The sequence below is a fragment of the Akkermansia sp. UBA7090 genome (assembly GCF_002493465.1).
Lineage (GTDB): Bacteria > Verrucomicrobiota > Verrucomicrobiia > Verrucomicrobiales > Akkermansiaceae > Akkermansia > Akkermansia muciniphila_A.
Genome location: NZ_DKYW01000031.1, coordinates 5,493 through 30,083 on the forward strand (window position 1 = coordinate 5,493; position 24,591 = coordinate 30,083).

General features: G+C 56.6%; 19 protein-coding genes and 2 tRNA genes. 5 read left to right on the forward strand and 16 right to left on the reverse strand.

Annotation, left to right across the window (positions count from 1 at the left end):
* Window positions 1–111: 111 nt before the first annotated feature.
* From rpoC to tig, 15 genes are all read right to left on the reverse strand, one after another.
* The gene (gene rpoC / locus B3075_RS10025) at window positions 112–4,308 is read right to left on the reverse strand and encodes a DNA-directed RNA polymerase subunit beta' (protein WP_290492090.1); all 4,197 of its coding nucleotides are present in this window, start codon (window positions 4,306–4,308) and stop codon (window positions 112–114) included.
* A 72-nt stretch (window positions 4,309–4,380) separates the two neighbouring features.
* Window positions 4,381–8,319 carry a DNA-directed RNA polymerase subunit beta gene (gene rpoB, locus B3075_RS10030; RefSeq protein WP_012420082.1) on the reverse strand — a complete coding sequence of 1,313 codons (3,939 nt, stop codon included), beginning with the start codon at window positions 8,317–8,319 and terminating at the stop codon, window positions 4,381–4,383.
* Window positions 8,320–8,520: 201 nt separating this feature from the next.
* Window positions 8,521–8,895, reverse strand: coding sequence for a 50S ribosomal protein L7/L12 (rplL, locus tag B3075_RS10035; RefSeq protein WP_012420083.1), 375 nt, complete (start codon window positions 8,893–8,895; stop codon window positions 8,521–8,523).
* Between the two features lie 158 nt (window positions 8,896–9,053).
* Window positions 9,054–9,557 carry a 50S ribosomal protein L10 gene (gene rplJ, locus B3075_RS10040; protein WP_012420084.1) on the reverse strand — a complete coding sequence of 168 codons (504 nt, stop codon included), beginning with the start codon at window positions 9,555–9,557 and terminating at the stop codon, window positions 9,054–9,056.
* Window positions 9,558–9,578: 21 nt separating this feature from the next.
* Window positions 9,579–10,280 carry a 50S ribosomal protein L1 gene (rplA, locus tag B3075_RS10045; RefSeq protein WP_094137313.1) on the reverse strand — a complete coding sequence of 234 codons (702 nt, stop codon included), beginning with the start codon at window positions 10,278–10,280 and terminating at the stop codon, window positions 9,579–9,581.
* A gap of 51 nt (window positions 10,281–10,331) precedes the next feature.
* Window positions 10,332–10,760 (reverse strand): 50S ribosomal protein L11, encoded by a 429-nt coding sequence (gene rplK / locus B3075_RS10050; RefSeq protein ID WP_022197881.1) that lies wholly within the window; start codon window positions 10,758–10,760, stop codon window positions 10,332–10,334.
* Between the two features lie 65 nt (window positions 10,761–10,825).
* Window positions 10,826–11,395, reverse strand: a complete 570-nt coding sequence (gene nusG / locus B3075_RS10055; protein WP_012420087.1) for a transcription termination/antitermination protein NusG — start codon at window positions 11,393–11,395, stop codon at window positions 10,826–10,828.
* Window positions 11,396–11,424: 29 nt separating this feature from the next.
* Window positions 11,425–11,652, reverse strand: a complete 228-nt coding sequence (locus tag B3075_RS10060) for a preprotein translocase subunit SecE (RefSeq protein ID WP_012420088.1) — start codon at window positions 11,650–11,652, stop codon at window positions 11,425–11,427.
* 33 nt (window positions 11,653–11,685) lie between these two features.
* Window positions 11,686–11,761: transfer RNA gene (locus B3075_RS10065), tRNA-Trp, on the reverse strand.
* A 93-nt stretch (window positions 11,762–11,854) separates the two neighbouring features.
* Entirely contained in the window at window positions 11,855–13,039 is a 1,185-nt protein-coding gene (tuf, locus tag B3075_RS10070; RefSeq protein ID WP_012420089.1) for an elongation factor Tu, read from the reverse strand.
* Window positions 13,040–13,083: 44 nt separating this feature from the next.
* Window positions 13,084–13,158: transfer RNA gene (locus tag B3075_RS10075), tRNA-Thr, on the reverse strand.
* 206 nt (window positions 13,159–13,364) lie between these two features.
* A complete protein-coding gene (gene tsaD, locus B3075_RS10080; protein ID WP_290488807.1) occupies window positions 13,365–14,447 on the reverse strand; it encodes a tRNA (adenosine(37)-N6)-threonylcarbamoyltransferase complex transferase subunit TsaD in 1,083 nt (360 codons plus the stop codon).
* A gap of 18 nt (window positions 14,448–14,465) precedes the next feature.
* Window positions 14,466–15,836 (reverse strand): ATP-dependent Clp protease ATP-binding subunit ClpX, encoded by a 1,371-nt coding sequence (gene clpX / locus B3075_RS10085; RefSeq protein ID WP_290488809.1) that lies wholly within the window; start codon window positions 15,834–15,836, stop codon window positions 14,466–14,468.
* A gap of 36 nt (window positions 15,837–15,872) precedes the next feature.
* Window positions 15,873–16,529: an ATP-dependent Clp protease proteolytic subunit gene (locus B3075_RS10090; RefSeq protein WP_290488811.1), complete on the reverse strand. Its 657-nt coding sequence runs from the start codon at window positions 16,527–16,529 to the stop codon at window positions 15,873–15,875.
* A 122-nt stretch (window positions 16,530–16,651) separates the two neighbouring features.
* Window positions 16,652–17,962, reverse strand: coding sequence for a trigger factor (gene tig / locus B3075_RS10095; RefSeq protein ID WP_290488812.1), 1,311 nt, complete (start codon window positions 17,960–17,962; stop codon window positions 16,652–16,654).
* A 385-nt stretch (window positions 17,963–18,347) separates the two neighbouring features.
* Here tig and bamA point away from each other — a divergent pair, with 385 nt between their 5' ends.
* The 5 genes from bamA (at window position 18,348) to B3075_RS10120 (ending at window position 23,779) form a co-directional block, all read left to right on the forward strand.
* Window positions 18,348–20,714: an outer membrane protein assembly factor BamA gene (gene bamA, locus B3075_RS10100; RefSeq protein ID WP_290488813.1), complete on the forward strand. Its 2,367-nt coding sequence runs from the start codon at window positions 18,348–18,350 to the stop codon at window positions 20,712–20,714.
* A gap of 33 nt (window positions 20,715–20,747) precedes the next feature.
* Window positions 20,748–21,488 carry a hypothetical protein gene (locus tag B3075_RS10105; RefSeq protein ID WP_094137319.1) on the forward strand — a complete coding sequence of 247 codons (741 nt, stop codon included), beginning with the start codon at window positions 20,748–20,750 and terminating at the stop codon, window positions 21,486–21,488.
* A 38-nt stretch (window positions 21,489–21,526) separates the two neighbouring features.
* Complete coding sequence (gene metF / locus B3075_RS10110) at window positions 21,527–22,462, forward strand: methylenetetrahydrofolate reductase [NAD(P)H] (RefSeq protein ID WP_290488815.1); 936 nt, start codon at window positions 21,527–21,529, stop codon at window positions 22,460–22,462.
* 52 nt (window positions 22,463–22,514) lie between these two features.
* A complete protein-coding gene (locus B3075_RS10115; protein ID WP_290488817.1) occupies window positions 22,515–23,252 on the forward strand; it encodes a tetratricopeptide repeat protein in 738 nt (245 codons plus the stop codon).
* 254 nt (window positions 23,253–23,506) lie between these two features.
* Window positions 23,507–23,779: a hypothetical protein gene (locus tag B3075_RS10120; protein WP_094137322.1), complete on the forward strand. Its 273-nt coding sequence runs from the start codon at window positions 23,507–23,509 to the stop codon at window positions 23,777–23,779.
* 94 nt (window positions 23,780–23,873) lie between these two features.
* On the opposite strand, the gene B3075_RS10125 is transcribed toward B3075_RS10120, so the two are convergent.
* Window positions 23,874–24,500: a TetR/AcrR family transcriptional regulator gene (locus tag B3075_RS10125; RefSeq protein ID WP_290488819.1), complete on the reverse strand. Its 627-nt coding sequence runs from the start codon at window positions 24,498–24,500 to the stop codon at window positions 23,874–23,876.
* Window positions 24,501–24,591 lie beyond the last annotated feature (91 nt).

Genomic DNA, 24,591 nt, shown 5'->3' on the forward strand with positions numbered 1-24,591 from the left:
CGAATTTCCAATCCGCTTTTCCTCTTTCCATGAAATAACGCGGAGAGACCATAAAAAAGGCCGCCCCCCAGAAACGGGAAGCGGCCTTTGAATGTGGATGGAGTGAAGGGCTTAGCGTTCGTTGTCGAAGTTGATGGTGTCGTTCAACATGTCTTCGGCAAGTTCCGCCGCTTCCTCTTCGTCGCTGGCCAGCGCGATTTCTTCCGCGCCCTCTGCGGGTTCCACTTCAATCTTGCTGTAACGGGAGAATCCGGTGCCGGCGGGAATGAGGTGACCCATGATGACGTTTTCCTTGAAGCCTTCCAGCGTGTCAGTCTTGCCGAGGGTGGATGCTTCCGTCAGAACGCGCGTAGTATCCTGGAAGGATGCTGCGGAGATGAAGGATTCCGTTTCCAGAGAGGCCTTCGTGATGCCAAGCAGGACGGGCTTGGCTGCGGCCGGCTGGCCGCCCTGGGCTACGGTTTGTTCATTAATGCGATCAAACGTAGTCTTGTCCACTTGGTCTCCCCACAGGAATTCGGTATTGCCGGGTTCCGTGATGACTACCTTGCGAAGCATCTGGCGAACGATGATTTCCACATGCTTGTCGTTGATTTCCACACCCTGGAGGCGGTACACTTCCTGAACTTCGTTGACGAGGTGTTCCTGGAGGCGTTCCTTGCCGCAGACATCCAGAATTTCTTCCGGAGAGACGGGGCCTTCCGTAAGCTGGTCGCCCAGATGCACATGGTCGTCTTCGTGAACGATAACGTGCTTGTTCATCGGCACCAAATGGTCCACCAGTTCGCCCGTGGGCGTTTCAATGGTAATGACCTTCTTGCCGCGGGAGGTATTCTTGCTGCTGAGGCGCACAATGCCCTCCACGCGTGCAATGGTGCAGGCGTCCTTGGGCTTGCGGGCTTCGAACAATTCCGCCACGCGGGGCAGACCGCCGGTAATGTCCTTCGTCTTGGCTACCTTGCGGGGCGTCTTGGCCACCATCGTGCCGGCGGAAATGGTTTCCCCGTCCTTCACGGTGAGGTTGGCGCCTGCGGGAATGGCGTGATGGGCCAGAACTTCGCGGGTCTTGGCGTCGCGGATGACTACCTGCGGGTGAAGTTCCTGCTTGTGTTCCATGACGACAAGGGAGGAGGCTCCGGTTTCCCGGTCCGTTTCCTTGGAAACGGTGATGCCCACGATCATATCCTTGAATTCGACGATGCCGCCCTTTTCTGCGATTACGGGCACGTTATACGGGTCCCAGGTGGCGAGAGTGTCATCCTTCTTGATGGCGCCGCCGTTGGGCACATACAGGATGGTACCGATGACGGGCTGGTAGGATTCCAATTCTCGGCCCTGTTCATTTTCAATGCGAACGGAGCAGTTTTTATTCAGAACGACAAAGTTGCCGTCTGCGTTTTCCACCGTGCGGAGATCTTCCGTGTAGATGACGCGGCCGTCGTTCTTTGCTTTCACAATGGGCTGCTTGAACGCCGTGGTGGCCGTTCCGCCCACGTGGAACGTACGCATGGTGAGCTGCGTGCCGGGTTCGCCGATGGACTGAGCGGCAATAATGCCGACCGCTTCCCCGATCTTCACTTCCTGTCCGGTGGCCAGGTTCAGGCCGTAGCACTTGGCGCAGCAGCCTTTCTTGAGTTCGCAGGTGAGCACGGAACGGATTTTCAGCCGTTCAATGCCGATTTTTTCCAGTTGTTCCGCCTGCTTTTCGTTAATGAGGTCGTTGACGTCCACGATAACCTCGCCGCTGACGGGGTCAACGATGCGTTCGCAGGAAGTACGGCCGTAAATACGGGAGGAGAGGGACGCCACTTCTTCATCGCCGTCGTAGATGGCGTGAACAGTGATGCCGTTGCTGGTGCCGCAGTCTTCCGCGTGGACGATGACGTCTTGGGCCACGTCCACGAGTTTGCGGGTCATGTAGCCGGAGTCCGCCGTCTTCAGGGCGGTATCCGCCAGACCCTTGCGGGCGCCGTGGGTGGAGATGAAGTATTCCAGCACGGAAAGACCTTCACGGAAGTTGGCTGTGATGGGGCGTTCGATAATTTCGCCGCTGGGTTTCGCCATCAAACCGCGCATACCGGAGAGCTGCTTGATCTGCGCCTTGTTGCCTCGGGCACCGGAGTCCACCATCATGAAGAGCGGGCTGGCCATCTTGGAACCTTCGTTGTGTTCCAGTTTGCGGTACAGAGCCGCCTGGATGACATCCGTAGTCTGAGTCCAGATGTCCACCACCTTCTGATAGCGTTCTCCATCCGTGATGATGCCGTTCTTATACTGGCGGGTCACCTTGTCCAGTTCTGCATAGGCTTTTTCAATTTCCGTCTTTTTCTGGGAGGGAACCACCATGTCCACGATGCCGATGGAGCAGCCGGAACGGGTTGCTTCCTTGAAGCCCAGGTTTTTCAGGGCGTCCAGGGTCTGCACGGTACGTTCCTTGCCGACGGTCTGGTAGCAGCGCCAGATAATGTCGCCCATCTGTTTCTTGCCTACGTTACGGTTAATGTAACCGAGTTCCCGGGGCCAGATTTCATTGAAACGCACGCGTCCGGCAGTAGTGACGATAACCTTCTTGGTGACATCCCCGTACACTACTTCGGAAGGCTTCTTGCCGTAGTCCGGGTTGTGCAGGCGGATCCAGTCATGGTAGCCGATCTTGCGGGCGGCAATGGCGTATTCCACCTCGTCAATGGATTCGAAGAGGGGAAGATGGTGATGATTATCCTGGTTGTTCTGCACTTCCGCAGCACGGGTGTGCGTCAGGAAGTACGCGCCCAGAATGATGTCCTGCGTGGGGGTGGCAATGGGTTTGCCGGAAGCAGGGGAGAAAATATTGTTGGGCGCCAGCATGAGCTGACGGGCTTCCATCTGCGCTTCCACGGACAGAGGCACGTGCACAGCCATCTGGTCGCCGTCGAAGTCCGCGTTGTACGCATTACAGACGAGCGGGTGCAGACGGATGGCGGAGCCTTCAATCAAAACCGGTTCAAAAGCCTGGATGGAGAGTCGGTGCAGGGTGGGGGCTCGGTTGAGCATGACCGGGTGCCCCTTGGTCACTTCTTCCAGAATGTCCCACACTTCCGGCGTCTTGCGATCAATGAGCTTCTTGGCGGAGCGCACGGTGTGCACGTAGCCCAGCTCTTTCAGGCGGTGGATAATGAAGGGCTCAAACAGAATAAGCGCCATCTTCTTGGGAAGACCGCACTGGTTGAGTTTCAGTTCCGGGCCGATGACGATAACGGAGCGGCCGGAGTAGTCCACGCGCTTGCCGAGCAGGTTCTGGCGGAAACGGCCTCCCTTGCCCTTCAGCATGTCGGAGAGGGATTTGAGGGGGCGGTTGCCGGCGCCGGTGACGGCGCGGCCGTGGCGTCCGTTGTCAAACAGGGCGTCCACGGCTTCCTGAAGCATGCGCTTTTCATTACGGATGATGACTTCCGGGGTTTTGAGGCTCAGGAGGGTTTTCAGGCGGTTGTTGCGGTTGATGACGCGGCGGTACAGGTCATTCAGGTCAGACGTGGCGAAACGGCCGCCTTCCAGGGGAACCAGCGGGCGCAGATCCGGAGGAATGACGGGAAGAACATTCAAAATCATCCATTCCGGGCGCGTGTTGGACTGAAGGAACCCCTGGGCCAGTTTCAGGCGCTTGGCAATCTTGCGCTTGTTCTGCTTGGAGTTGGTATTGTCCAGCTGTTCCTGAAGATCCGCGACGAGGGTAGGCAGATCGATGGCCGCCAGCATTTTCTGGATGGCTTCTGCGCCCATGCCGGCTTCAAAGCTGTCATAGCCGTATTCGTCTTCCGCGTTGCGGAATTCCTCTTCCGTCAGGATGGCACCCTTTTCCAGAGGGGTGCTGCCGGGATCTACCACGATGTAGTCTTCATAGTAAATCACGCGTTCCAAATGGCGGGCAGTCATGTCCAGCATAAGGCCGATGCGGCTGGGCATGCATTTGTAAAACCAGATGTGGGAGACCGGAACGGCCAGTTCAATGTGGCCCATTCGTTCGCGGCGCACGCGTGCGTTGGTTACTTCCACGCCGCAGCGGTCGCAGGTGATGCCCTTATGCTTGATGCGCTTGTACTTGCCGCAGGCGCATTCCATGTCTCGGGTGGGCCCGAAGATACGTTCGCAGAACAGGCCGCCTTTTTCTGGCTTGAACGTGCGGTAGTTGATGGTTTCCGGGTTGACGACTTCACCGAATGACCAGCTGCGGATGGTATCCGGATCCGCCACGGTGATGGCAACCTGGTCAAAGGTCCGGGGCTTGTCGCTCAGGCCGTGCATTTCCCTGATGGTGGGGGTGTCAGACATATATTGAAAGTTTAAAGAAGGTTTGGTGTCCGCCCCCGCGTTTTGCGGCGCGGGGGCGGAATGCGGTGGATATTAGAATTTGAGGTCGGAGAAGTCGACGTCCGCCAGGCCGGCCATGTCGTCGCTGTCAAAGCCTTCCGTCATGCCGTCCACAGGAGTGAGATCCGTGCCGCCGAGTTGCAGGGAGGGTTGTTCATCCTTGCTGCCGGGGCGTACGTTCAGCCCCAGGGACTGCATTTCCTTCATCAGAACGTTGAAGGATTCCGGAGTTCCGGCTTCCAGGGTATTATCCCCCTTCACGATGGATTCGTAAATGCGGGTACGGCCCTGAACGTCGTCGGATTTGACGGTGAGAAGCTCCTGGAGGGTATAGGCGGCGCCATAGGCTTCCAGCGCCCACACTTCCATTTCCCCGAAACGCTGGCCGCCGTATTGGGCCTTGCCGCCCAGGGGCTGCTGCGTGACCAGGCTGTACGGACCCACGGCACGGGCGTGAATCTTGTCCGCCACCAGGTGGTTCAACTTGAGCATGTAGGTCTGGCCTACCACCACCGGGTTGTGGAAAGGTTCGCCGGTCAGGCCGTCATAAAGGGTGCTCTTCCCGCCTACGGTTCCGTCCTTGCCGTCGCCGATCCAGGTGAAACCGTCCACCTTCTTGGCTTCGGACATGTAATTCCAGATGGTTTCTTCACTGATGCCGTCGAACACCGGAGTGGCCACTTTGAAGCCGAGGGCTCTGGCAGCGATGCCGAGGTGAGCTTCAAGCACCTGTCCCACATTCATTCGGGAAGGCACGCCCAAGGGGTTCAGCACGATGTCCACCGGAGTGCCGTCCGCGAGGAAGGGCATATCCTGTTCCGGAACGATTTTGGCGACAACGCCCTTGTTGCCGTGGCGGCCGGCCATCTTGTCACCCACGCCGAGCTTGCGCTTGGCGGCGATGTATACTTTGACTTCTTTCAGTCCGCCGGGTTCGGATTCGTCTCCGGATTCCATCTGATCCAGTCGGTGTTCCCGTTCGTCATCCAGTTCCGTGAAGCGGCCTTCAAAGGAGGTGATGATTTCCAGAATCTTGTTGCGGATCGGGCTGGGCTCGATTTCGATGTGGTCGTGAACCAGAGCCAGCTTGCGCAGCAGGGTCTTGGTGATTTTCCGGTTGGCCGGGATGATGATTTCACCGGTCTGTTCGTTGACGACGTCCAACGGGATTTTTTCGCCCAGAAGAATGTCGGAGAGCTTCTTGGTCAACTGATCAATAAGCTGTTCTTTCTTCTTCTTGTGTTCGTCGTTGATTTTCTTGAACTGTTTTTTCTTCTCCGCGCTGTCCACGACGAGGTCGCCGCGGTGGTGGCCGGAGCCTGTGGAAGAAATGCGCACGTCCATCACAATGCCGGTGCAGCCGGAGGGAACGCGGAGGGATGTATCTTTCACTTCCGCGGCCTTTTCACCGAAGATGGCGCGAAGGAGACGTTCTTCCGGGGCCAGTTCCGTTTCCGATTTAGGAGTGATTTTGCCGACGAGAATGTCGCCGGGTTTCACTTCCGCGCCGATGCGGATGACGCCGTCATGGTCCAGGTTTTTCAGGGCTTCATCACCGGCGTTCGGGATATCACGGGTGATTTCTTCCGGGCCCAGCTTGGTATCACGGGCCTGCACTTCAAACTCGGAGATGTGGATGGAGGTGAAGGTGTCTTCCTTCACGGTTTTTTCGGAGATGACAATAGCGTCTTCGAAGTTGTAGCCGTTCCACGGCATGTAGGCCACCAGAACGTTGCGGCCGAGGGCCAGTTCGCCCTGGTCCGTGTTCGGACCGTCCGCCAGCACGTCGCCGGTTTTGATTTTGTCGCCGCGGCGCACGATCGGACGCTGGTTGATGCAGGTGCCGGCATTGGAACGCATGAACTTGCGCAGGGGATAGACGTAAACGCCATTGTCGCGGTCCGTGCGCACACTGTCGGGATCGGACAGGAACACTTCCGGGCGCACGGGCAGTTCTCCGTCTTTCGTAGTGATGATGACTTCAGCCGTGGCGGAGGCCACGATGCCGTCCGCTTCCGCCAGAACGACGGAACGGGAGTCCCTGGCGCACTTGCCTTCAATGCCGGTTCCCACGTACGGGGATTCCGCCACCATCAGAGGCACGCCCTGGCGCTGCATGTTGGAGCCCATCAGGGCGCGGTTGGCGTCGTCATGTTCCAGGAAGGGGATAAGACCTGCGGCGATGGAGACGAGCTGCTTGGGAGATACGTCCATGTAATGCACGTCCGCCGGATCCACTTCGATGAATTCGCCCTTTTCGCGGGCGGTTACGCGGGAGGTCGTGAAGTTGCCCTGTTCGTCCAGCGGGTTGTTGGCCTGGGCGATGAGATAGCCTTCTTCCTGATCGGCGGTGACGTATTCAATGGTATTGGTGACCCGGCCGTTTTCCACCTTGCGGTAAGGCGTTTCAATGAACCCGAATTCATTGATGCGGGCGTAGGTGCACATGGAGTTGATCAGGCCGATGTTGGGGCCTTCCGGCGTTTCAATGGGGCAAATGCGCCCGTAGTGGGAAGGATGCACGTCCCGGACTTCGAACCCGGCACGGTCACGGTTCAGACCGCCGGGCCCCAGGGCGGAAAGGCGGCGCTTGTGCGTCAATTCCGCAAGGGGGTTGATCTGGTCCATGAATTGGGAGAGCTGGGAACGGCCGAAGAAATCGCGCACGACGGCGCTGAGGGCCTTCGGATTGATGAGTTTGCTGGGCGTGACGCCTTCAATGTTCTGGTCAATGAGGGTCATGCGTTCCTTGACCAGGCGTTCGGTGCGGGCGAGACCTACGCGGCACTGGTTGGCCATAAGTTCGCCTACGGCGCGTACGCGGCGGCTGCCCAGGTGGTCGATGTCGTCCACCATGCCTTCACCCTTCTTGAGACGCAGGAGGTATTTGAGGGCGGCCAGGAAATCTTCCGCCGTCATCAGGCGCTGGTCCAGGCTGGTGTCCAGACCGAGTTTCTGGTTGATTTTATAGCGTCCCACGCGGGTGAGGTCATATTTCTTGGGATCGTCAAAAAGCCTCTTGAGCAGGGTGCGCGCCTGAGCCGCCGTAGCGGGGTCTCCGGGCCGCAGCCGTTTGTAGATTTCCTTGAGGGCGGATTCTTCGTCGTGAGCGGGATCCTTTTTCAGGGTTTTGATCAGCACGTCGTCCTCGCTCTGGTCAATGACGTCGATTTTCTTGATGCCGAACTGGAGGAGCTGGCGAACCACACCCATGTTGAGCTGTTCGAAAGCCTTGGCAAGAACCAGATCCTTATCCTTGATCGTGTCTACAGCCACGAGGTTGTGCAGATCTTCTTCCGTCATGTCTTCGCTCAGGGGAAGCGTGCGGATGTTGTAGAACTGGCTGACGATGTCACGGTCCGTTTTGAAACCCAGGTAACGCATAAACGTCGTCGCAAGGAACTTGCGGCGGCGGCGGCGGCGGTCAAGGTAAACGTAGAGCAGGTCATTGGTGTCAAACTGAACCTCCAGCCAGGAGCCCCGGTCCGGGATGATGCGGAAGGAGTGAAGCAGTTTCCCGTTCAGGTGCTGGGCGCTTTCAAAGCAAATGCCCGGGGAACGGTGAAGCTGGGACACGATGACGCGTTCGGCGCCGTTGATGACAAAGGTGCCGCGGTTGGTCATCATGGGGAGTTCCCCCATATAAACCGTTTCTTCCTTGGACTCGTTGTCGGATTTGAGCTTGAAGGTGACCTGAAGGGCGGCGCTGTAGGTTTCCCCCGCGCGGATGGCCTCGTAATCGCTCATCTTCGGCTGTTCAATGTCGTAGGAGACGAAGTCGAGCTCAATGTTTTCGTCATAGCTCTTGATAGGAAAGATTTCCTTCAGAACGCCTTGTAACCCGATGTTTTTCCTGGCCGCGGCCGGCGTGTCCTGTTGTAGAAAATCGAAGTATGATTGAAGTTGGATCTCAATAAGGTTCGGAGGTTCGATGACTTCCTTGATATTCCCGAAGTAGAGTCGCTTTGACATGGGCTGCTGTGGCGGAGATGTTATGGTTTGCATCCTGAAGAACCCGGATGCTGGGCTGGGCGGTCCTTTCCCTGAAGGGCGGAACCGACTGGAAGCGTTTTACGGGATAAAAAGCCTCTAGTCGATCACGCGGGATGTGAAGACGAGGAAGCGCAACAGGAGAAAAACGGCTTTTCTCCTGTTGCGCGGGAAGTAAAAAGCTTACTTGACGTCCACCTTGGCGCCGGCTTCTTCCAGCTTGGCCTTGGCAGCGTTGGCTTCGTCCTTGGAGACGGCTTCCAGGATGACGGCGGGAGTGCCTTCAACCAGTTTCTTGGCGTCCACCAGGCCGAGACCGGCCTTCACTTCGCGGACGGCCTTAATGACGGCGATCTTGTTGGCGCCGGCTTCCGTCAGGACGACGTTGAATTCGGTCTTTTCTTCTTCAGCTTCGGCAGGAGCGGCGGCAGCGCCGGCGGCGGCTACGGGAGCAGCGGCGGAAACGCCCCACTTTTCTTCCAGGAGCTTGACGAGGTCGGCAGCTTCCAAGATGGTAAGGGTGCCGAGTTCTTCAGCGATTTTGTTAATATCAGCCATTGTATTATTTTCTAGTTTGGTTTCGAGTCGCGCCAAGAGCCAACTTGGCATTTCAGTTCTCCGGCCGGAGTTCCGACAAGGAACCTGTAGGAGAGTCGGGTCCGGTTTTCACACATTTGGCTAGAGTGCAACCGGACCGTCCGGTCAAGGGGTTGGTATTAGGCGGCGGGTTCTTCGCTGCCGCCGTTTTCTTTGTCCACATATGCCTGAATAACTCGGGCAAGAGCGGAACCGGCCGCGTTGATGGTGCCAAGGAGTTTGGCAAGCAGCTGGTCGCGGGGAGGCAGTTCGCCGATGGCGCGGATTTCGTCCGCGGAAAGAATGGCTCCGTCCAGGATCGCCACCTTGTATTCGGCTTTTTTGGAAGCCTTGGCGAAGGTGTTGATGGCCTTGGCGGCGCCTGCTACGTCGGATGCGCCGGTCACGAAAGCGGTCTGGCCGACGAGATGTTCCCCGATGTCGGGAAGGCCGGCATCCGTCAGAGCCGTGCGCATGAAGTTGTTCTTGGCTACGTGGCACTGGGCGCCGCAGGCGGCCAGGGCGGAACGCAGGTTGGTGAACTCAGGCACGGTGATCGAGGTGTAGTCCACGACGATCAGGAACGGGGAGGCGTTGACGCGAGCGGTCAGGTCGTCAATGATGATACGCTTGTCAGGATTCATGGTGTGCTAAATCGGTTCGGGTTACAGTTTGGCGATGGAAGCGGTGTCAACCGGCAGACCGGGGCACATGGCGCATGAAACGGTGACGGATTCAATGTAGGCGCCCTTGGCGGAAGCCGGGCGGGCCTTGACGACGGAATCAATCAGGGCAGCGATGTTTTCGGCGATGCTTTCGTTGGAGAAAGACAGCTTGCCTACAGCGGCGGAGATATTGGCGTTCTTGTCAACCTTGTAGTCAACGCGGCCGGCCTTCACTTCCTTCACAGCTTTGGCCGTATCATCCGTGACGGTACCGGTTTTCGGGTTGGGCATCAGGCCGCGCGGACCCAGCACACGGGCAACCTTGCGTACCTCCGTCATGGCGTCGGGGGTGGCAATGGCCGTATCAAAGTCAACGAATCCTTCCTGGACTTTTTTGATGAGGTCTTCAAACCCCACGAATTCGGCTCCGGCTTCCTGAGCGGCCTTGGCGGCATCGCCCTGGGCAAAGACGAGGACGCGAACGTTTTTACCCGTGCCGTTAGGCAGGGAAACGCTGCCGCGAACCATCTGGTCGGATTTGCGGGGGTCCACAGTCAGGTGGAAAGAGACGGTGACAGTCGGGTCGAATTTCGGCGCCGGGAAGGATTTCATGGTTTCCACGGCTTCCGTGATGCTGTAGTTCTTGTTAGGAGTAACAAGCTTGGCTGCTTCTTGATATCGCTTGCTGCGTTTGGTAGACATGTGTGTATTTGGCAGTGCGTTCGGATTGGTTTAATCCTCCTGCGGTGAGTGTTACATACCTTCAACTTCAATGCCCATCTGACGAGCCTGGCCAGCAAGAATGCGGGCGGCGCGTTCGGGGTCTTTCGTGTTGAGGTCAGGGAGTTTGGTGTTGACGACTTCCATCAGCTTGGCCTTGGAAAGAGTGGCGACTTTCTTTTTATTCGGTTCGCCGGAGCCGGAGGCGATGCCTGCGGCTTTCTTGAGAAGCACGCTGCCCGGGGGCTGCTTGGTGATGAAAGAAAATGATTTGTCCTTGTAAACCGTGATGACGGTCGGCAGGAGATCGCCGGCCTGCTTTTGCGTGGCGGCGTTGAACTCCTTGCAGAATGCCATGATGTTTACACCGGCCTGACCAAGTGCCGGACCCACGGGCGGGGAGGGGTTAGCGGCTCCGGCATTGATCTGGAGCTTGATGATTTTGGTTATTTCTTTTGCCATGGTTTTGCTTTGTTAGCGGAGAAAATAAACGGGAAGAGAACTGATGAGAGGGGGGAGAAAAAGACTCAGGCTTTTTCCACCTGCCAGTATTCCAGATCCACAGGCGTGGCGCGGCCAAAAATAGAAACGCTGACGCGCAATTTGCCTTTTTCCGGGTCGATTTCTTCGATGGTGCCTTCCTGGCTCTGGAACGGTCCTTCGCATACGCGCACAGGGTCGCCGACGGCGAATTCCACCTTGGGACGGGCGGCGACGGCTTCCGCATCCAGCAGGGGCAGAAGATCTTCCACCTCGCGCTTGCGCATGGGGAGGGGGGCGTTGCGGGAACCGGCGATGCTGATGACGCCGTCAATTTGCTGGATGAAGTACCAAAGATCCTTGTTCAGGGTGCCGTCCGCTTCCAGCAAGTACATGTTGGCATAAACGTACCCGGGAAAGAGTTTGCTGTGGCGTTCTGTTTTTTTGCCGTTCCGCACTTCGGAAATGAGTTCCGTGGGGACTTCCACCCGGTAAATGAAGTCGGAAAGTTCGGCGTCCTTCGCCTTGCGGATAATGCGGTCACGAACACTGTTTTCCTGCCCGGAGAGGACATGAAGGACATACCATTGTTCGTGGGGCTCTGGGGTACTGGGCATGATCGGAGAAAAAGTGGGGGAGAGTAAAACTAGATTGCCAACTGGATGAGGTAGTTGACCACGCTGTGAAGGAAGATGTCGAACGATGCAACAAACGCGCCAAGGAAGACCATGGCAATCAGTACGACGAGAGTGGAACCCCAGAGTTCGCGGAATTTTTTGAAACCTTTCACCTTGGGGTCGCTTTCCCAGGGCCAGGTCGTCTTCTTAAGTTCGCCTTTAACTTCGGCGATGAATTGAGAAATCTTGCGAAACATGCTTCAAGGTGGGGTGGTGTATTTGGAAAGAAGTGGCAGGTCAGGAGGGACTCGAACCCCCAACTTTTGGTTTTGGAGACCAACGCTCTACCAATTGAACTACTGACCTGTTGAAGTCTCTTCTTTCGTGGGAAATGAGGGGGCCTGCGGGGAGGCCCCCTCATTAAACCTGATGTAGATTCCTCTACAGTTCCTGAGGAACTTAGTCAAGGATTTCGCTGATACGACCAGCACCCACGGTGCGGCCGCCTTCGCGGATAGCGAATCGCATGGCCTTTTCCATAGCGATCGGAGTGATGAGCTGGACTTCCAGGTTGACGTTGTCGCCGGGCATCACCATTTCCACGCCTTCGGGAAGGGTGCAGCAACCGGTCACGTCCGTCGTGCGGAAGTAGAACTGCGGGCGGTAGTTGTTGAAGAACGGAGTGTGACGGCCGCCTTCTTCCTTGGTCAGGACGTAAACTTCAGCCTTGAAGTTCTTGTGGGGCTTCACGGTGCCGGGCTTGATGATTACCTGGCCGCGTTCGATGTCTTCCTTCTTCAAACCGCGGAGAAGCAGGCCAACGTTGTCACCGGCCTGACCTTCGTCAAGCAGCTTGCGGAACATTTCGATGTCCGTAACGGCGGTCTTCTGGGTGTCCTTGATGCCGATGATTTCCACTTCTTCCATCTTCTTGATGACGCCGCGTTCGATACGGCCGGTAGCCACGGTGCCGCGGCCGGAGATGGAGAATACGTCTTCCACAGGCATGAGGAAGGGCTGGTCCACGGGGCGTTCGGGCTGGGGGATGTAGGAGTCAACGGCAGCCATAAGTTCCATGATGGAGTCTTCGGCGGCGGCGTCGCCTTCCAGAGCCTTAACGGCGGAACCCTTGATGATGGGGGTGTCGTCGCCCGGGAATTCGTATTCGTTGAGAAGTTCGCGGATTTCCATTTCCACGAGTTCGAGCAGGTCGGGATCGTCAACCAGGTCGCACTTGTTCATGTAAACGACAATGGCGGGAACGCCCACCTGGCGGGCAAGAAGGATGTGTTCACGGGTCTGCGGCATCGGGCCGTCGGAGGCGGCAACCACGAGGATAGCACCGTCCATCTGAGCGGCGCCGGTGATCATGTTTTTCACATAGTCGGCGTGTCCGGGGCAGTCAACGTGGGCATAGTGACGGTTTTCCGTTTCATATTCAACGTGAGCCGTGGAGATGGTAATGCCGCGTTCGCGTTCTTCGGGGGCGGCATCAATCTGGTCATAGCCGCGTGCTTCGGCGAAACCCTTCTTAGCGAGCACTGAAGTAATGGCGGCGGTAAGGGAGGTTTTGCCGTGGTCAACGTGACCGATGGTGCCCACGTTCACGTGGGGCTTGTTGCGCTGGAATTGCTCTTTAGCCATAATATTATGTTTAGGTTTGGGCTGCTATGGGTCTAGCTTGAAGATGGAGCTTCTGGCGGGAATTGAACCCGCGACCTCATCCTTACCAAGGATGCGCTCTACCCCTGAGCTACAGAAGCATAGACTTCTTCCGCTTTTCGCTGCTCCTAGAGAAGTCGTAAATCCGCCCAAACCTGCGGTTCTAGCGGATAAATAGCATCCTCCCGTGTTGCCTGACGAAAAGCGGACGCTATGTTACGTTTTTAGATGCGGGATGTCAATGAAAACATGAACATTTTTTCAGTTTAATGCTGCGAATGCAGGGCGCCCATGTATAATGTATTTATCAGGAATGCGTTGAATATTTGGATCTGTTTAGATCTTCCGTCAATTTAAGATTGGGGTCAACGTCTTCATCCAGAGAGTGGAACAATCCCCTGCGGGCTTTGAGACAGGTGACATAAGCGATCATGGCGGCATTATCCGTCGTCAAGTCGAAGTCCGGGAGGACCAGTTCCACTTTTTCGCGGTCGCAGGCGGTTTTCAGGCGGGAACGCAGCTCCCTGTTGCAGGAGACGCCCCCGGAGACGGCAAGGGTGCGGTGACCGGAGGCGCGCAGAGCTTTCAGAGCCTTGTGAATCAGGACGTCCGTCACGGCCCGCTGGAAGGAAGCGCAGAGGTCGTGCAGAGTTTGCCGGGGCAGGTCGTGAGGATCGCCGGTTTTCGTAATTTTGGGCAATGTGTAGAGAACGGCCGTTTTCAGGCCTGAGAAAGATACGTTGACTGTATGTTCTTTCATCAGGGCCCGGGGGAAAGAAAAGGCTTCCGGATCGCCTTCCGCCGCCAGGCGGTCGATTTCCGGCCCTCCGGGATAGGGAAGGCCGAGCATTTTGCCTACCTTGTCAAAGGCTTCCCCTGCTGCGTCGTCTAAAGAACGGCCCAGCAGACGGTAGTTCCCTACGCCGCGCACGTCCACAAAGAGGGTGTGGCCGCCGGAAACGACCATGCCCAGATGGGGAACGGGACCGCCGGGGCGTTTGAGGAAGGGGGAGAGCAGATGGCCTTCCAGATGATTGACGGAGACGAAGGGCTTGCCTGCCGCCAGAGCAAGAGCCTTGGCCGTGCTGTTGCCTACCAGGAGCGCAGCTACCAGGCCGGGGCCACCCGTGGCGCCGAAAACGTCAATGTCCGCAGGAGCTGTTCCGGCTTCGCGGCACGCGGTACGGATGATTCCGGGAAGGTCCGCTGAATGGTTGCGGGAAGCCAGTTCCGGGACTACGCCGCCGTGCTGGCGGTGAATGGCAATTTGGGAGGAGATGACGGAAGAGAGTATTTCCGGCGCTTTTTCCTCTCCGGCAGAGCGCAGGATGGCGACCGCCGTTTCATCACAGGAGGATTCTATTCCCAGAACGGTAAGGGATTCCGGCATGAAGGAAGAGCAGGGGGGTTAGGAGGCCTGGTGGATTTGAGCCGGTTTGCTGCCGGTAACCGTTTCCCGGGTGATGGTGACGGAATCCGCATTTTTCATGCTGGGCACCTTGTACATGACGTCCAGCATAAGAGTTTCAAAGATGGAACGCAGAGCGCGGGCACCCGTGCCGCGTTCCATGGCTTCGGCAGCCATGGCTTTCAGGGCGTCCGGCTGCACGTCCAGTTTGGCGCCGTACATGGCGAGCAGTTTGGAATATTGCTTGACCAGGGCGTTTTTGGGTTCCGTAAGCAGGCGGACGAGCTGGCTTTCATCCAGTTTGGAGAGCGGGCAGAAGATGGGCAGACGGCCTACGAATTCCGGAATCATGCCGAAGGAGAAGAGATCTTCCGGCATGGCCTGCGCCAGTATTTCCTCTTCCGAGTATTCCTTGCGGTCGCGTTGTTCCGTGATGGCTCCGAATCCCATTTGGGTGGCGCCGAGACGTTTGCGGATGATGTCTTCCAGACCGACGAAAGCGCCGCCGACAATGAAGAGGATTTTTTCCGTGTTGACGCGGATGTATTCCTGTTGCGGGTGCTTGCGGCCTCCGGTGGGCGGAACGTTGCAAACAGTGCCTTCAATGATTTTCAGCAAAGCCTGCTGCACGCCTTCCCCGGAGACGTCTCTCGTAACGGAGACATTCTGGGTTTTACGGCCGATTTTGTCGATTTCATCCACATAGATGATGCCCTGTTCCGCTTTCGCTACGTCAAAGTTGGCAGCCTGGAGCAGGCGCAGGATGATGTTTTCCACATCTTCCCCCACGTAACCGGCTTCCGTCAGCGTGGTGGCGTCCACAATGCAGAACGGGACGTTGAGCATTTTCGCCAGCGTTTTCGCCAGCAGGGTTTTCCCGGAGCCGGTGGGGCCGGCCAGCAGGATGTTGGATTTTTCAATCTCCACATCGTCCAGGGATTTGTCTTCCAGCATGACGGCACTTTGGCGCAGGCGCATGTAGTGGTTGTACACGGCTACGGAAAGCACTTTCTTGGCATAGTCCTGCCCGATGACATACTGGTTGAGCGTGGCGCACATTTCTTCCGGCGTAGGCAGCGGGCCTTCGTAGGCGGCCGGTCCGGCCGCCGTTTCCCTGAGCATGTCTGCAGCTGCCTCCTTGCGGGCTTCCGCCTGGCACATGGCATAGGCGGAGGGCTCCATATTCAGGATGCCGCGGATGAAGCGGGCTGCCATAGGAAGGCCTGTGTCCTTCACAATCATGTTGACGCAAATTTCAACGCAATTGTTGCAGATGTAAAAGTCTTCCGCAATCTGAATGAGCTTGTCCACCTTGTTCCCGGGCTTGCCGCAGCAGGAACAGGCAGGAAGATGATGAGTGGAACCGGACATGGTTGTTCAGGTAGAGAGAAATGGCGGAGGGAGGGATCAGGCCTTGGCTTTTTTCTTGTCGTCCTGGTCGTTGGAATGGTGCGTCAGAACTTTATCCACCAGGCCGTAGGCCACGGCTTCCTCAGCAGTCATGTAGTTGTCGCGGTCGGCATCCTTTTCAATCTGTTTTTCGGTTTTGCCGGTGTGTTTGGCCAGAATGCCGTTGAGACGTTTTTTGAGGTTGAACATGAAGCCGATGGTGCGTTCCACATCTGAAGCGGTGCCCTGGGCGCCGCCGGAAACCTGGTGAATCATTACGTGGGAGTTCGGCAGGCAGAAGCGTTTGCCGGGAGCTCCCGCGGCCAGAAGCACGGAGCCCATGGAGGCTGCTATGCCCAGGCAATACGTGTTTACGTCGCAAGAGACGAATTGCATCGTGTCGTAAATCGCGAGACCCGCCGTGACGGACCCTCCGGGGGAGTTGATGTAAACGTGGATGTCCTTTTTCGGATCAGCCATCTGAAGGAACAGGAGCTGGGCAATGACGGAATTCGCCACATCGTCGTCAATAGCGGAGCCGATGAAGATAACGCGGTCTTTCAGGAGGCGGGAGTAAATGTCAAAAGCGCGTTCGCCGCGGCCGTCCTGCTCCACCACCATGGGCACATAGTAGGAGTTTGCGGGACTTGATTTGGAAGATTGGTCTTGAAACATGTTGATGGAAGATAGGATATTGTTTTTTCAATGTACGTTACCCGTCTGCAGGACGCAAAACGGGGGAGTCGGGCATGTGCGCGCCAACTCCCCCTGATAAGGTGTTTTGTGCAGAGGAGGGGTTACTGCTCGTCTACCGTTACTTTGGCCTCTTTTGTCAGGAAGTCCAGAACCTTGGCTGTCAGCAGGCTCATTCTGATGCCATGCACGCGGCCTTCGCGCTGAAGTTCGCGGATGTAGGATTTGAGATTCTTTTTCTGCTGGCGGGCCTGGCGGGCCACTTCGTTGTAAAGCTCCATTTCCGTGACGGCAATTTTTTCCACCTGGGCCACTTCCTGAAGCATGAAGAAGACCTTGAGGTTGCGCTTGGCCTCCTGTCTGGCTTCTTCCCGGGCTTCCTCAACAAATTTATCCATGTCCGCCGGGGCGTTTCCGCTGTACATGGCCTGCTGCATTTTCTGCTGGAGGATGCCGTACACTTCGCGTTCTACGACGGCTTCCGGAAGATTGAAGTCAAGCATGTCCGCCAGCTTTTCCGTGATCTGATCGGCTTTGGCTTCATCAATTTGCATGGCTTTGCGCTGGGCCAGGTTTTCCTTCAGGGCGGTTTTCAATTCTTCCAGGTTTTTGCCGGGAAGCACTTTTTCCGCAAAGGCGTCATCCATGACCGGAAGCTGTTTTTCACGTACTTCTTTCACCGTGGCATGGAAGACGAGTTCCTTGCCGCGCAGTTCCGTAATTGGGAAGGTATCCGGAATGGTGACGGTGATATCCTTGCTGTCACCGGCATTCAGGCCTTCCAGGGCAGAGGCGAAGCCGGGCAGGAATTGATCGTCTTCCACCTTCATCCACTGGCCGTCACGGCCTTCCAGGAAGCCTACGGGTTTGCCTACGGCTTCCGCTACGGGCTTGCCGTCCAACGTGGTTTTGAAGTCGATGATCGCTACGTCGTCTTTTTTGGCGGCGCGGTGCACGGGGGTGAATTCCGCGATTTGTTCAGCCAGGGAGTTCAGCGCTTCCTCTACGTCTGCTTCCGTTACTTCGGAAGAGGGGACCTTGACTTCGATGCCTTTGTATTCCGGCAATTCAAATTCGGGAACCACGGTCATCGTGCTGGTAGCGGCGTAGTTGCCCTGGTCGTCCAGGGAATGTTCCGGCTTTCCAAAGTTGAGCACTTTCAATTTGGGGTTTTCTTCCAGAGCGGCGGAGCAGGCCGTTTCAAAAAGGGTATCCAGCAGTTCTTCTTCAATTTCTTTCTTGAAGCGCTTTTCAATGATGGACTTGGGGGTTTTGCCGGGGCGGAAGCCGGGAAGCTTGGCTTTGGCGGCGTAGGAATCCACAATGGAGGCGCGGCGCGCAGACGTGGTTTCTGCGGGGATGGAAGCTTTCAGCGTGGCTGTGCAGTCCGGTTGAATATCAACGTTGATTTCCATAAATAATACGGTCAGTGTTAATAGAAAATGGTTCTGTTTCGGCTCCGGGATGGCGGCAGCGGTCAAAACACGAGCGGCAATGACTTTAATGAGAGCGTATCTGGAGTGCAAGCTATTGCACGGGAATGACACAATTGCCCCCTTAAGCGCGCACGCGCATGCGGCGTAAAGAGCATGGACCTCCGCAAATGCGAAGGCTGCTTCGTCCTTAAGCGCGCACGCGCATGCGGCGTAAAGAGGCGCGCTACAACTGTGTTCTACGCGGAATCACGTCTTGACTATGCAAGAGGAAAAGTCCTTTATATCCCAAGCATTAAGTTCAGCTCTCATGATTCGTCCCGTTTTTTTGTGTGTTTCCTTTCCCTTGATAGCATGTTCGGCTGTTTTGGCCCAGGATGAAACTTCCCTTAACAGAGGCGGCTATGGTTCCGTGATGACTCCGGAACAGGTAATGCGGGAACTGGGGCCGGGCACGGGGCTTCTTCCCGGCGACCAGGCGTATGAGGGGCGGCCTGTGAAAAGCGTTTCCGTGCGGTACAGAAGCACCGGCAAGACCGTGTCCGAAGACCGTCTGAAAAATTTGCTGGCTACGCAGCCGGGCACCAGTTATTCCCCGGAAGTGGTTAACAAGGACTTGGAACGGCTGTTGGAAAGCGGTCTGGTAGGCGGCAATACAACGGTGGCCGTGGAGCCTTCCGGCGACGGCGTGTCGGTGGTGTTTGAAATGGCTGCCCAGAATCTGCTGGGCGGCGTGGGGTTCCGCGGCAATACCGCGTTTGACAACAGGGACCTCTCCGAGGAATGCGGGCTGAAGGGGGGGGAAGCTCTCAGCGATAAGGCCCTGAGCAGCGCTATTGCCAAGCTGCGCACTTACTATCAGGAAGCCCGGTATCCGGATGTACGCGTTTCCTATTTTTACCAGAAAACGGAACGGCCCGGCTTTGTGGATGTGGTCTTCGATATCAACGAAGGGAAAAAGGCCAATATTATCAAGATTGACTTTGTGGGCAATGAACACATCAGCGCCAAGGATCTTCGACAGGTGATGAAAACCAAGGAGAAGGGCTGGCTGACCTGGATTACCAAGTCCGGACGCATTGACCGTGAGCAGGTAGAGGACGATCTGGCGGAATTGGTGACTTATTACCGCAATAAAGGTTACTTGCGCGTCAAGCTGGACAAGGTGGAATATTTCGACGCCGGCAAGGGCAATGAGCAAAAGCTGATCATGAAAATTACCCTTACCGAGGGGCGCCGCTACAAGGTTAACCAGGTTGCCTTCGGTCCCACCAAGGTGTTTACGGCCCAGGAACTGATTCCCGGCCTGAGCATGTATAACGGAGATACCTATTCCGCCCAGAAAGTGGCCGACGACGTGACGATGATCCGCCGTTATTACGGTTCCCGGGGGTATGCGGACGCCTCCGTGCGTCCGGACATTCAGGAAGTGGGCGTTGATCCCAAAACAGGGTACGGTCAGATCAACATCGTGTACCATGTGACGGAAGGCAATCCCTACCGCGTAGGCAACATCCGCCTGACCGGGAATAACCGCACAAAGGATTACGTTATCCGCCAGGAACTTCCCCTCCAGTCCAATGACCCCATGAACGCCGTGGATCTGGATACCGCCCAGAAGCGTCTCCAGAACCTGAACTATTTTGACATGGTGGACGTGGCCCAGGTGGGGTCCACGCGGCCCGGCTACCGTGATATCAATATCGAGGTGGCGGAAAAACGTACGGGGTCCCTGAATATCGGCGTGGCATTTTCCTCTATTGAAAGCGTTTATCTGTTCGCTGGCATCACCCAGTCCAACTTTGACATGTATGACTGGTCCTCTTTCGTGGGCGGCGGCCAGCGTTTCGCGATTAACGCCCGCGTCGGTTTTGAAACGCAGGATGCCAGCATCTCCTGGGTGGATCCGTGGTTCCTGCACCGCAAGCTGGCCTTCGGGACGGAAATTTTTTACAGCAATTCCTCATATTTTTCCGATTATTACGACCAGCAGAACTATGGCTTTGCCATTTCCCTCCGCAAACCGATCGGGGAGTTGGATTACGTGAAGCTGGAATACCGTCTGGAACAGTACCGTATTGACGCCGAGGGGAACGCCCCTATCTTCTTCTGGCAACAGGACGGAGATTACCTGCGCAGCCATGTGGAGCTTTCCTACACCATTGATACCCGAGACGCGCAGATTTTCCCCCGCAAGGGAGGCAAATTTGAAGTACTGGCCGGTTATTCCGGCCTGGGCGGCGATGTGCATACATACAACTTCGGCGTGAATGGCTCCTATTACTGGAATTTGCGCGGAGACACCATTTTCAGCATCAATGCCGGTGCGGCTACCGTGGATTCCTATGGCAGCCACGATGTACCCATTTTTGAGCGCCTCTACCTCGGCGGGCCGTACAACATGCGTGGTTTCCGTTTCCGGGACGTGGCGCCGTACGATCCCGCCCTGAGCGGTGATGAAACGATGGGCGGCCGTTCCTCCTTCTTCTGCCAGTTTGAATATTCCATTCCCGTGATTGAAGAAGTGCGCGTCGCGGTGTTTTATGACATCGGCTTTGTCAACGGGGACTCCTTTGACTTCAGCACGTCCAAAATAGTTTCCGACTACGGGATCGGCCTGCGCTTGAACCTGCCCATCGGCCCGCTGGCAGTGGACTATGCCATTCCGATTCAGAAGAACAACGCCATTGACCGCGGGGGCCAATTCCAGTTCTATCTTAATTATTCCTATTAACGATATTTAATAATTTCTCTACCGTTTGACGACATGAGCAATTTCCGCATTCTTATCCTGGCGTTTCTGGTGGTGGTGCTGGCTGTTCTAGGAATGATTTATGTGAATATTTCTTCAAGGATGGATGTGATTCAGCAACAGCAGCAGATGGCCTCCGCTCCGGCGCCGGCCAATCCCTCCCCTTATCTTCCGATGCCCACGCAGGCTCCTGCCTCCGCCGTTCAGCCGGTGGTGGTGGCGGACCCCGTGGTGAGTGAGGAGCTGGCTCATGTCTCGGCGGAGCTGGAACGGATGAAGAAGGAGAATGAAGAACTGAAGAAGCGCCATGCCCTGGCGGAGGAAGAACGCGATTTGTTGGAACGCCAGAGCATGGAGAAGGGAGATCCCCGGCTGCAATGGCTTAATGAAATCAAGGATGCGGAGCAGGTGGGCCGTGTGACGGAATACTACCGTGACGCTAACCTGGTTCTGTTCCAGTCCATCGGCCAGCCCGACCTGAAAGTGGGGCAGGAACTGGGCATCCGCAGGCGCGGAAGCATTTTCGTCTCCCTGATTATCGACGGGGTTGACCCGGACGGGAAGGTGTTCCAGTCCTACGTGAAGCGTAATACGCTTTTTGATCATAATGACAAGGAACCCATCAAGCCGGGGGATGAAGTCATTGTTCCGCCTGCAAGCTGGCAGGAAAACATGACGGAAGAAAACAAGTCCGCGTCCCCTTCCCCCGTTCCCGTGGAAGCTCCCAAACCGGTGATGATTCCCATGGAGCCGTGATGCGGCCCCATATCCAGTCAAGCCAAGCATAAAGAGAAGTGCACCTGAGAGAAAGATTGCAATCGGGAGCCGGTCCCAGCCTGTCCTTTGAATTTTTCCCGCCCAAAAACGAGCAGGCTGCGTCGGCCTTGTACCAGACCATTCGTGAACTGGAGCCTTACCGCCCCAGCTTCGTCAGCGTGACGTACGGCGCAGGAGGCTCCACCCGCGAGCTTACCCGCGAGGTGGTGCTGCGCATCCAGCATGAATCCCGTATTCCTACGGTACCCCACCTCACCTGCGTAGGCCATAGCCGGGAGGAGGTATGGAATATTCTGGATCAATACGCCCGGGCAGGAGTGCGGGCCGTTCTTGCACTCCGGGGAGACCCTCCCCGGGGAGCGGAGGATTACAACCGTGATGCGGATGCTTTCCGCCATGCGGCGGATCTGGTGGCTTTCATCCGTGGGTATAATGAATCCGGCCGCCATCCGGATCCGGAGGGATTCGCCATAGGCGTGGCCGGTTTCCCGGAAGGTCATCCGGCTACTCCTAACCGCTTGCGCGAGATGGATTTCCTGAAAGCCAAAGTGGATGCCGGCGCGGATTATATCTGTACCCAGCTGTTTTTTGACAATCATTCTTTTCTGGATTACCGGGAACGCTGTCTGCTGGCCGGCATCAAGGTGCCCATCCTGGCGGGAATCATGCCTGTGACCAGCCTGTCCGGCATGAACCGCATGGCAGAGCTTTCCGGAGGCACCTGTTTCCCGGCCAGACTGCTCAAGGCGCTGAAGCGTGCGGGTTCCAATCCGGACGCTATTCAGGAGGTAGGCATTCAGTATGCCTCCAGCCAGTGCGCCGAGCTGCTGGATTCCGACGTGGACGGCATTCATTTTTATACGCTTAACCAGAGCCGGGCTACGCGGGAAATCTACAGGAATCTGGGCCTGAAGGATTCCCTCCAGCTTCTGGAACATGGCGAAGATAAGTAAAAAGCTGATTGATTTGGCTGGGACAACACGGTAGAAACCTCTTCAACATATTATGGATATCAAGGATATTAAACGGGCCATGGACAATATGCCGATGGGCGACGGAAGCGCGTTTGCGGAGATTTCCGTCGGTCCGTCCAGGCACGAACAGTTTTTGGATGAACATTACGGCAAGGTTGCGCTGGTTGTATTGCTATGCGTCCTTGGAGCCGCCGGATGGATTATTTATAATGGCGTACAGGACTCCATGGAAAGAAAGGCTGGCGCCGCTCTGGTGGCCGCTATGCCGGAATCCCCGGCAACCGGGGAAATTTCCTTGAACGAACAGGGGCTTCAGCAGGTGGTAGCTGATTTTGACAGTTCCCGCGCCGCCGTCACCGCCTCTTATCTTCAGGCCGTTGCCCTGTGGAACGCTGGCAAGGAGGATGAAGGCGTGGCCAAAATGAAAGCTTTTATTGATTCCGCTCCCACGGAGGAATGGAAAGCCCAGGCGTCCGTTACCCTGGCATGCCGCCTGATGAACCGGGGGAAAGCGAATGAGGCGGAAGGGCTGTTCCGTTCCGTGGTGGATGCTGGAGATCCCACTTTCTCCGGTTTTGCCACCATGTGCCTGGGGGACATTGCCCGGGCTAAGAAAGACAATGCCGCCGCAGGCGCTTTTTACCGTGAACTGGCGGAAAAATTCCCGTCCAGTGCATTTGCCCTGCAAAGCGGAGGCTACCTGTTGCGCAAGAGCCTGTTTGATATTCAGAGCCCCGTTCGTATTGAGCCTGTGGTAGAACAGAAATAAGCCTACGGACGTTTCCGAAGTTTTCTGGAAGATGAACGTTTTTCTCATCCGCATGTCTGTTTTTTTGCAGTGCATGCGGATTTCCGTATTCAGGAACGCCGGAACAGAGGGTAATGAAAAGTCCGCTGTGCGCTTAACTGTTGTGGTTCCGGAAATTCCGTTCCGGACCGTGACATATTTAAACAAATGATAAGGGGATTCCACGCTTACCGGATGTAACCGGGTCACCGGTATTAACCAGTATTTTTCATTCCATGAACAAGCATATCAAATCATTCTGGCTTCTTCCACTGGCGGGAATGGCGCTTTCTTTCATGCCGTCCTGCACGACGGACAGCTATGGGAACAGCTCCGTAACGCCCGGCGGAGCCGCCGCTATCGGTGTGGGGGCGCTGGCTGCCGGCGCCGCCATTGGAGCGGCTGTCCAGCATGACCGCGACAAGGACAGGTACCGCAATGACTGGCGCCGCCATAATCCCCCGCCTCCGCCTCCCCGTCCGCATCATCGCCCCCACTGGCGGAGATAAGAAGGGGGTATGCGTGTAAAGGCTGCGGTATTTCTGTCCGGCAGGGAGAGTCTGGGGAGTGATGCGGTTTTCCGATCTTCCCTTGCACGAATTCTCAAACCAGCCGGACGCCACGGAGCGCCCAGGTCATGCGTTGCCTGGCGCTTTCCGGGTCATTGAGGAGAGACCCCAGCAAATCGAGAATGGGCCGTGCCGCTTTCGGGTCGTGCACTTGGAGTTGTCCGGAAAGAATAAAGGGGGCTCCTCCGCAGCAGGCAAGGTAAACGAGGATGTTCATGGGGTCTCCCATGAGTACGGATCCCTCCTGCTGGGCTTCCCGTATGGTTTCCAGCAGCACGAGGGGATGGCGCGTATGGATTCCTGAAATGAAACGGATGGCTGCCCGTTCCCCAGCCAGGGCATCCAGCACCAGCTGGGCGATGAACTGGCCGTGACGCAACAGGAATTCCATGACGTCACCCAAGATGGCTTCCAATTTTTCAAAGGCCGGAAGATGAATGTTGGCGTGGGTTCTGATTCCGGTGAACAGAGGTTCGTACCAGCGTTCCAGAAGCTCGGTCAGAAAAGCTTCCCGGTTGCCGAAGTGATAGACAAAGCTTCCTGTATTGGTGCCGGCCCGCAGGGACAGACCGCGCACGGTGAGGGCGCGCAGCCCGGATTCCGCGACGATCATGGCGCCCGTATTGAGCAGGTGCTCTCTGGTGGATTTCCGTTTGGGCATGAAGGTGAAGCTTGAACCTCCATGTGTGCTCCTTATTGGCCTGCAAGGCAAGGATTCGTTATGTCTGTTGTTGTAAAAAGCGGAACCGGGG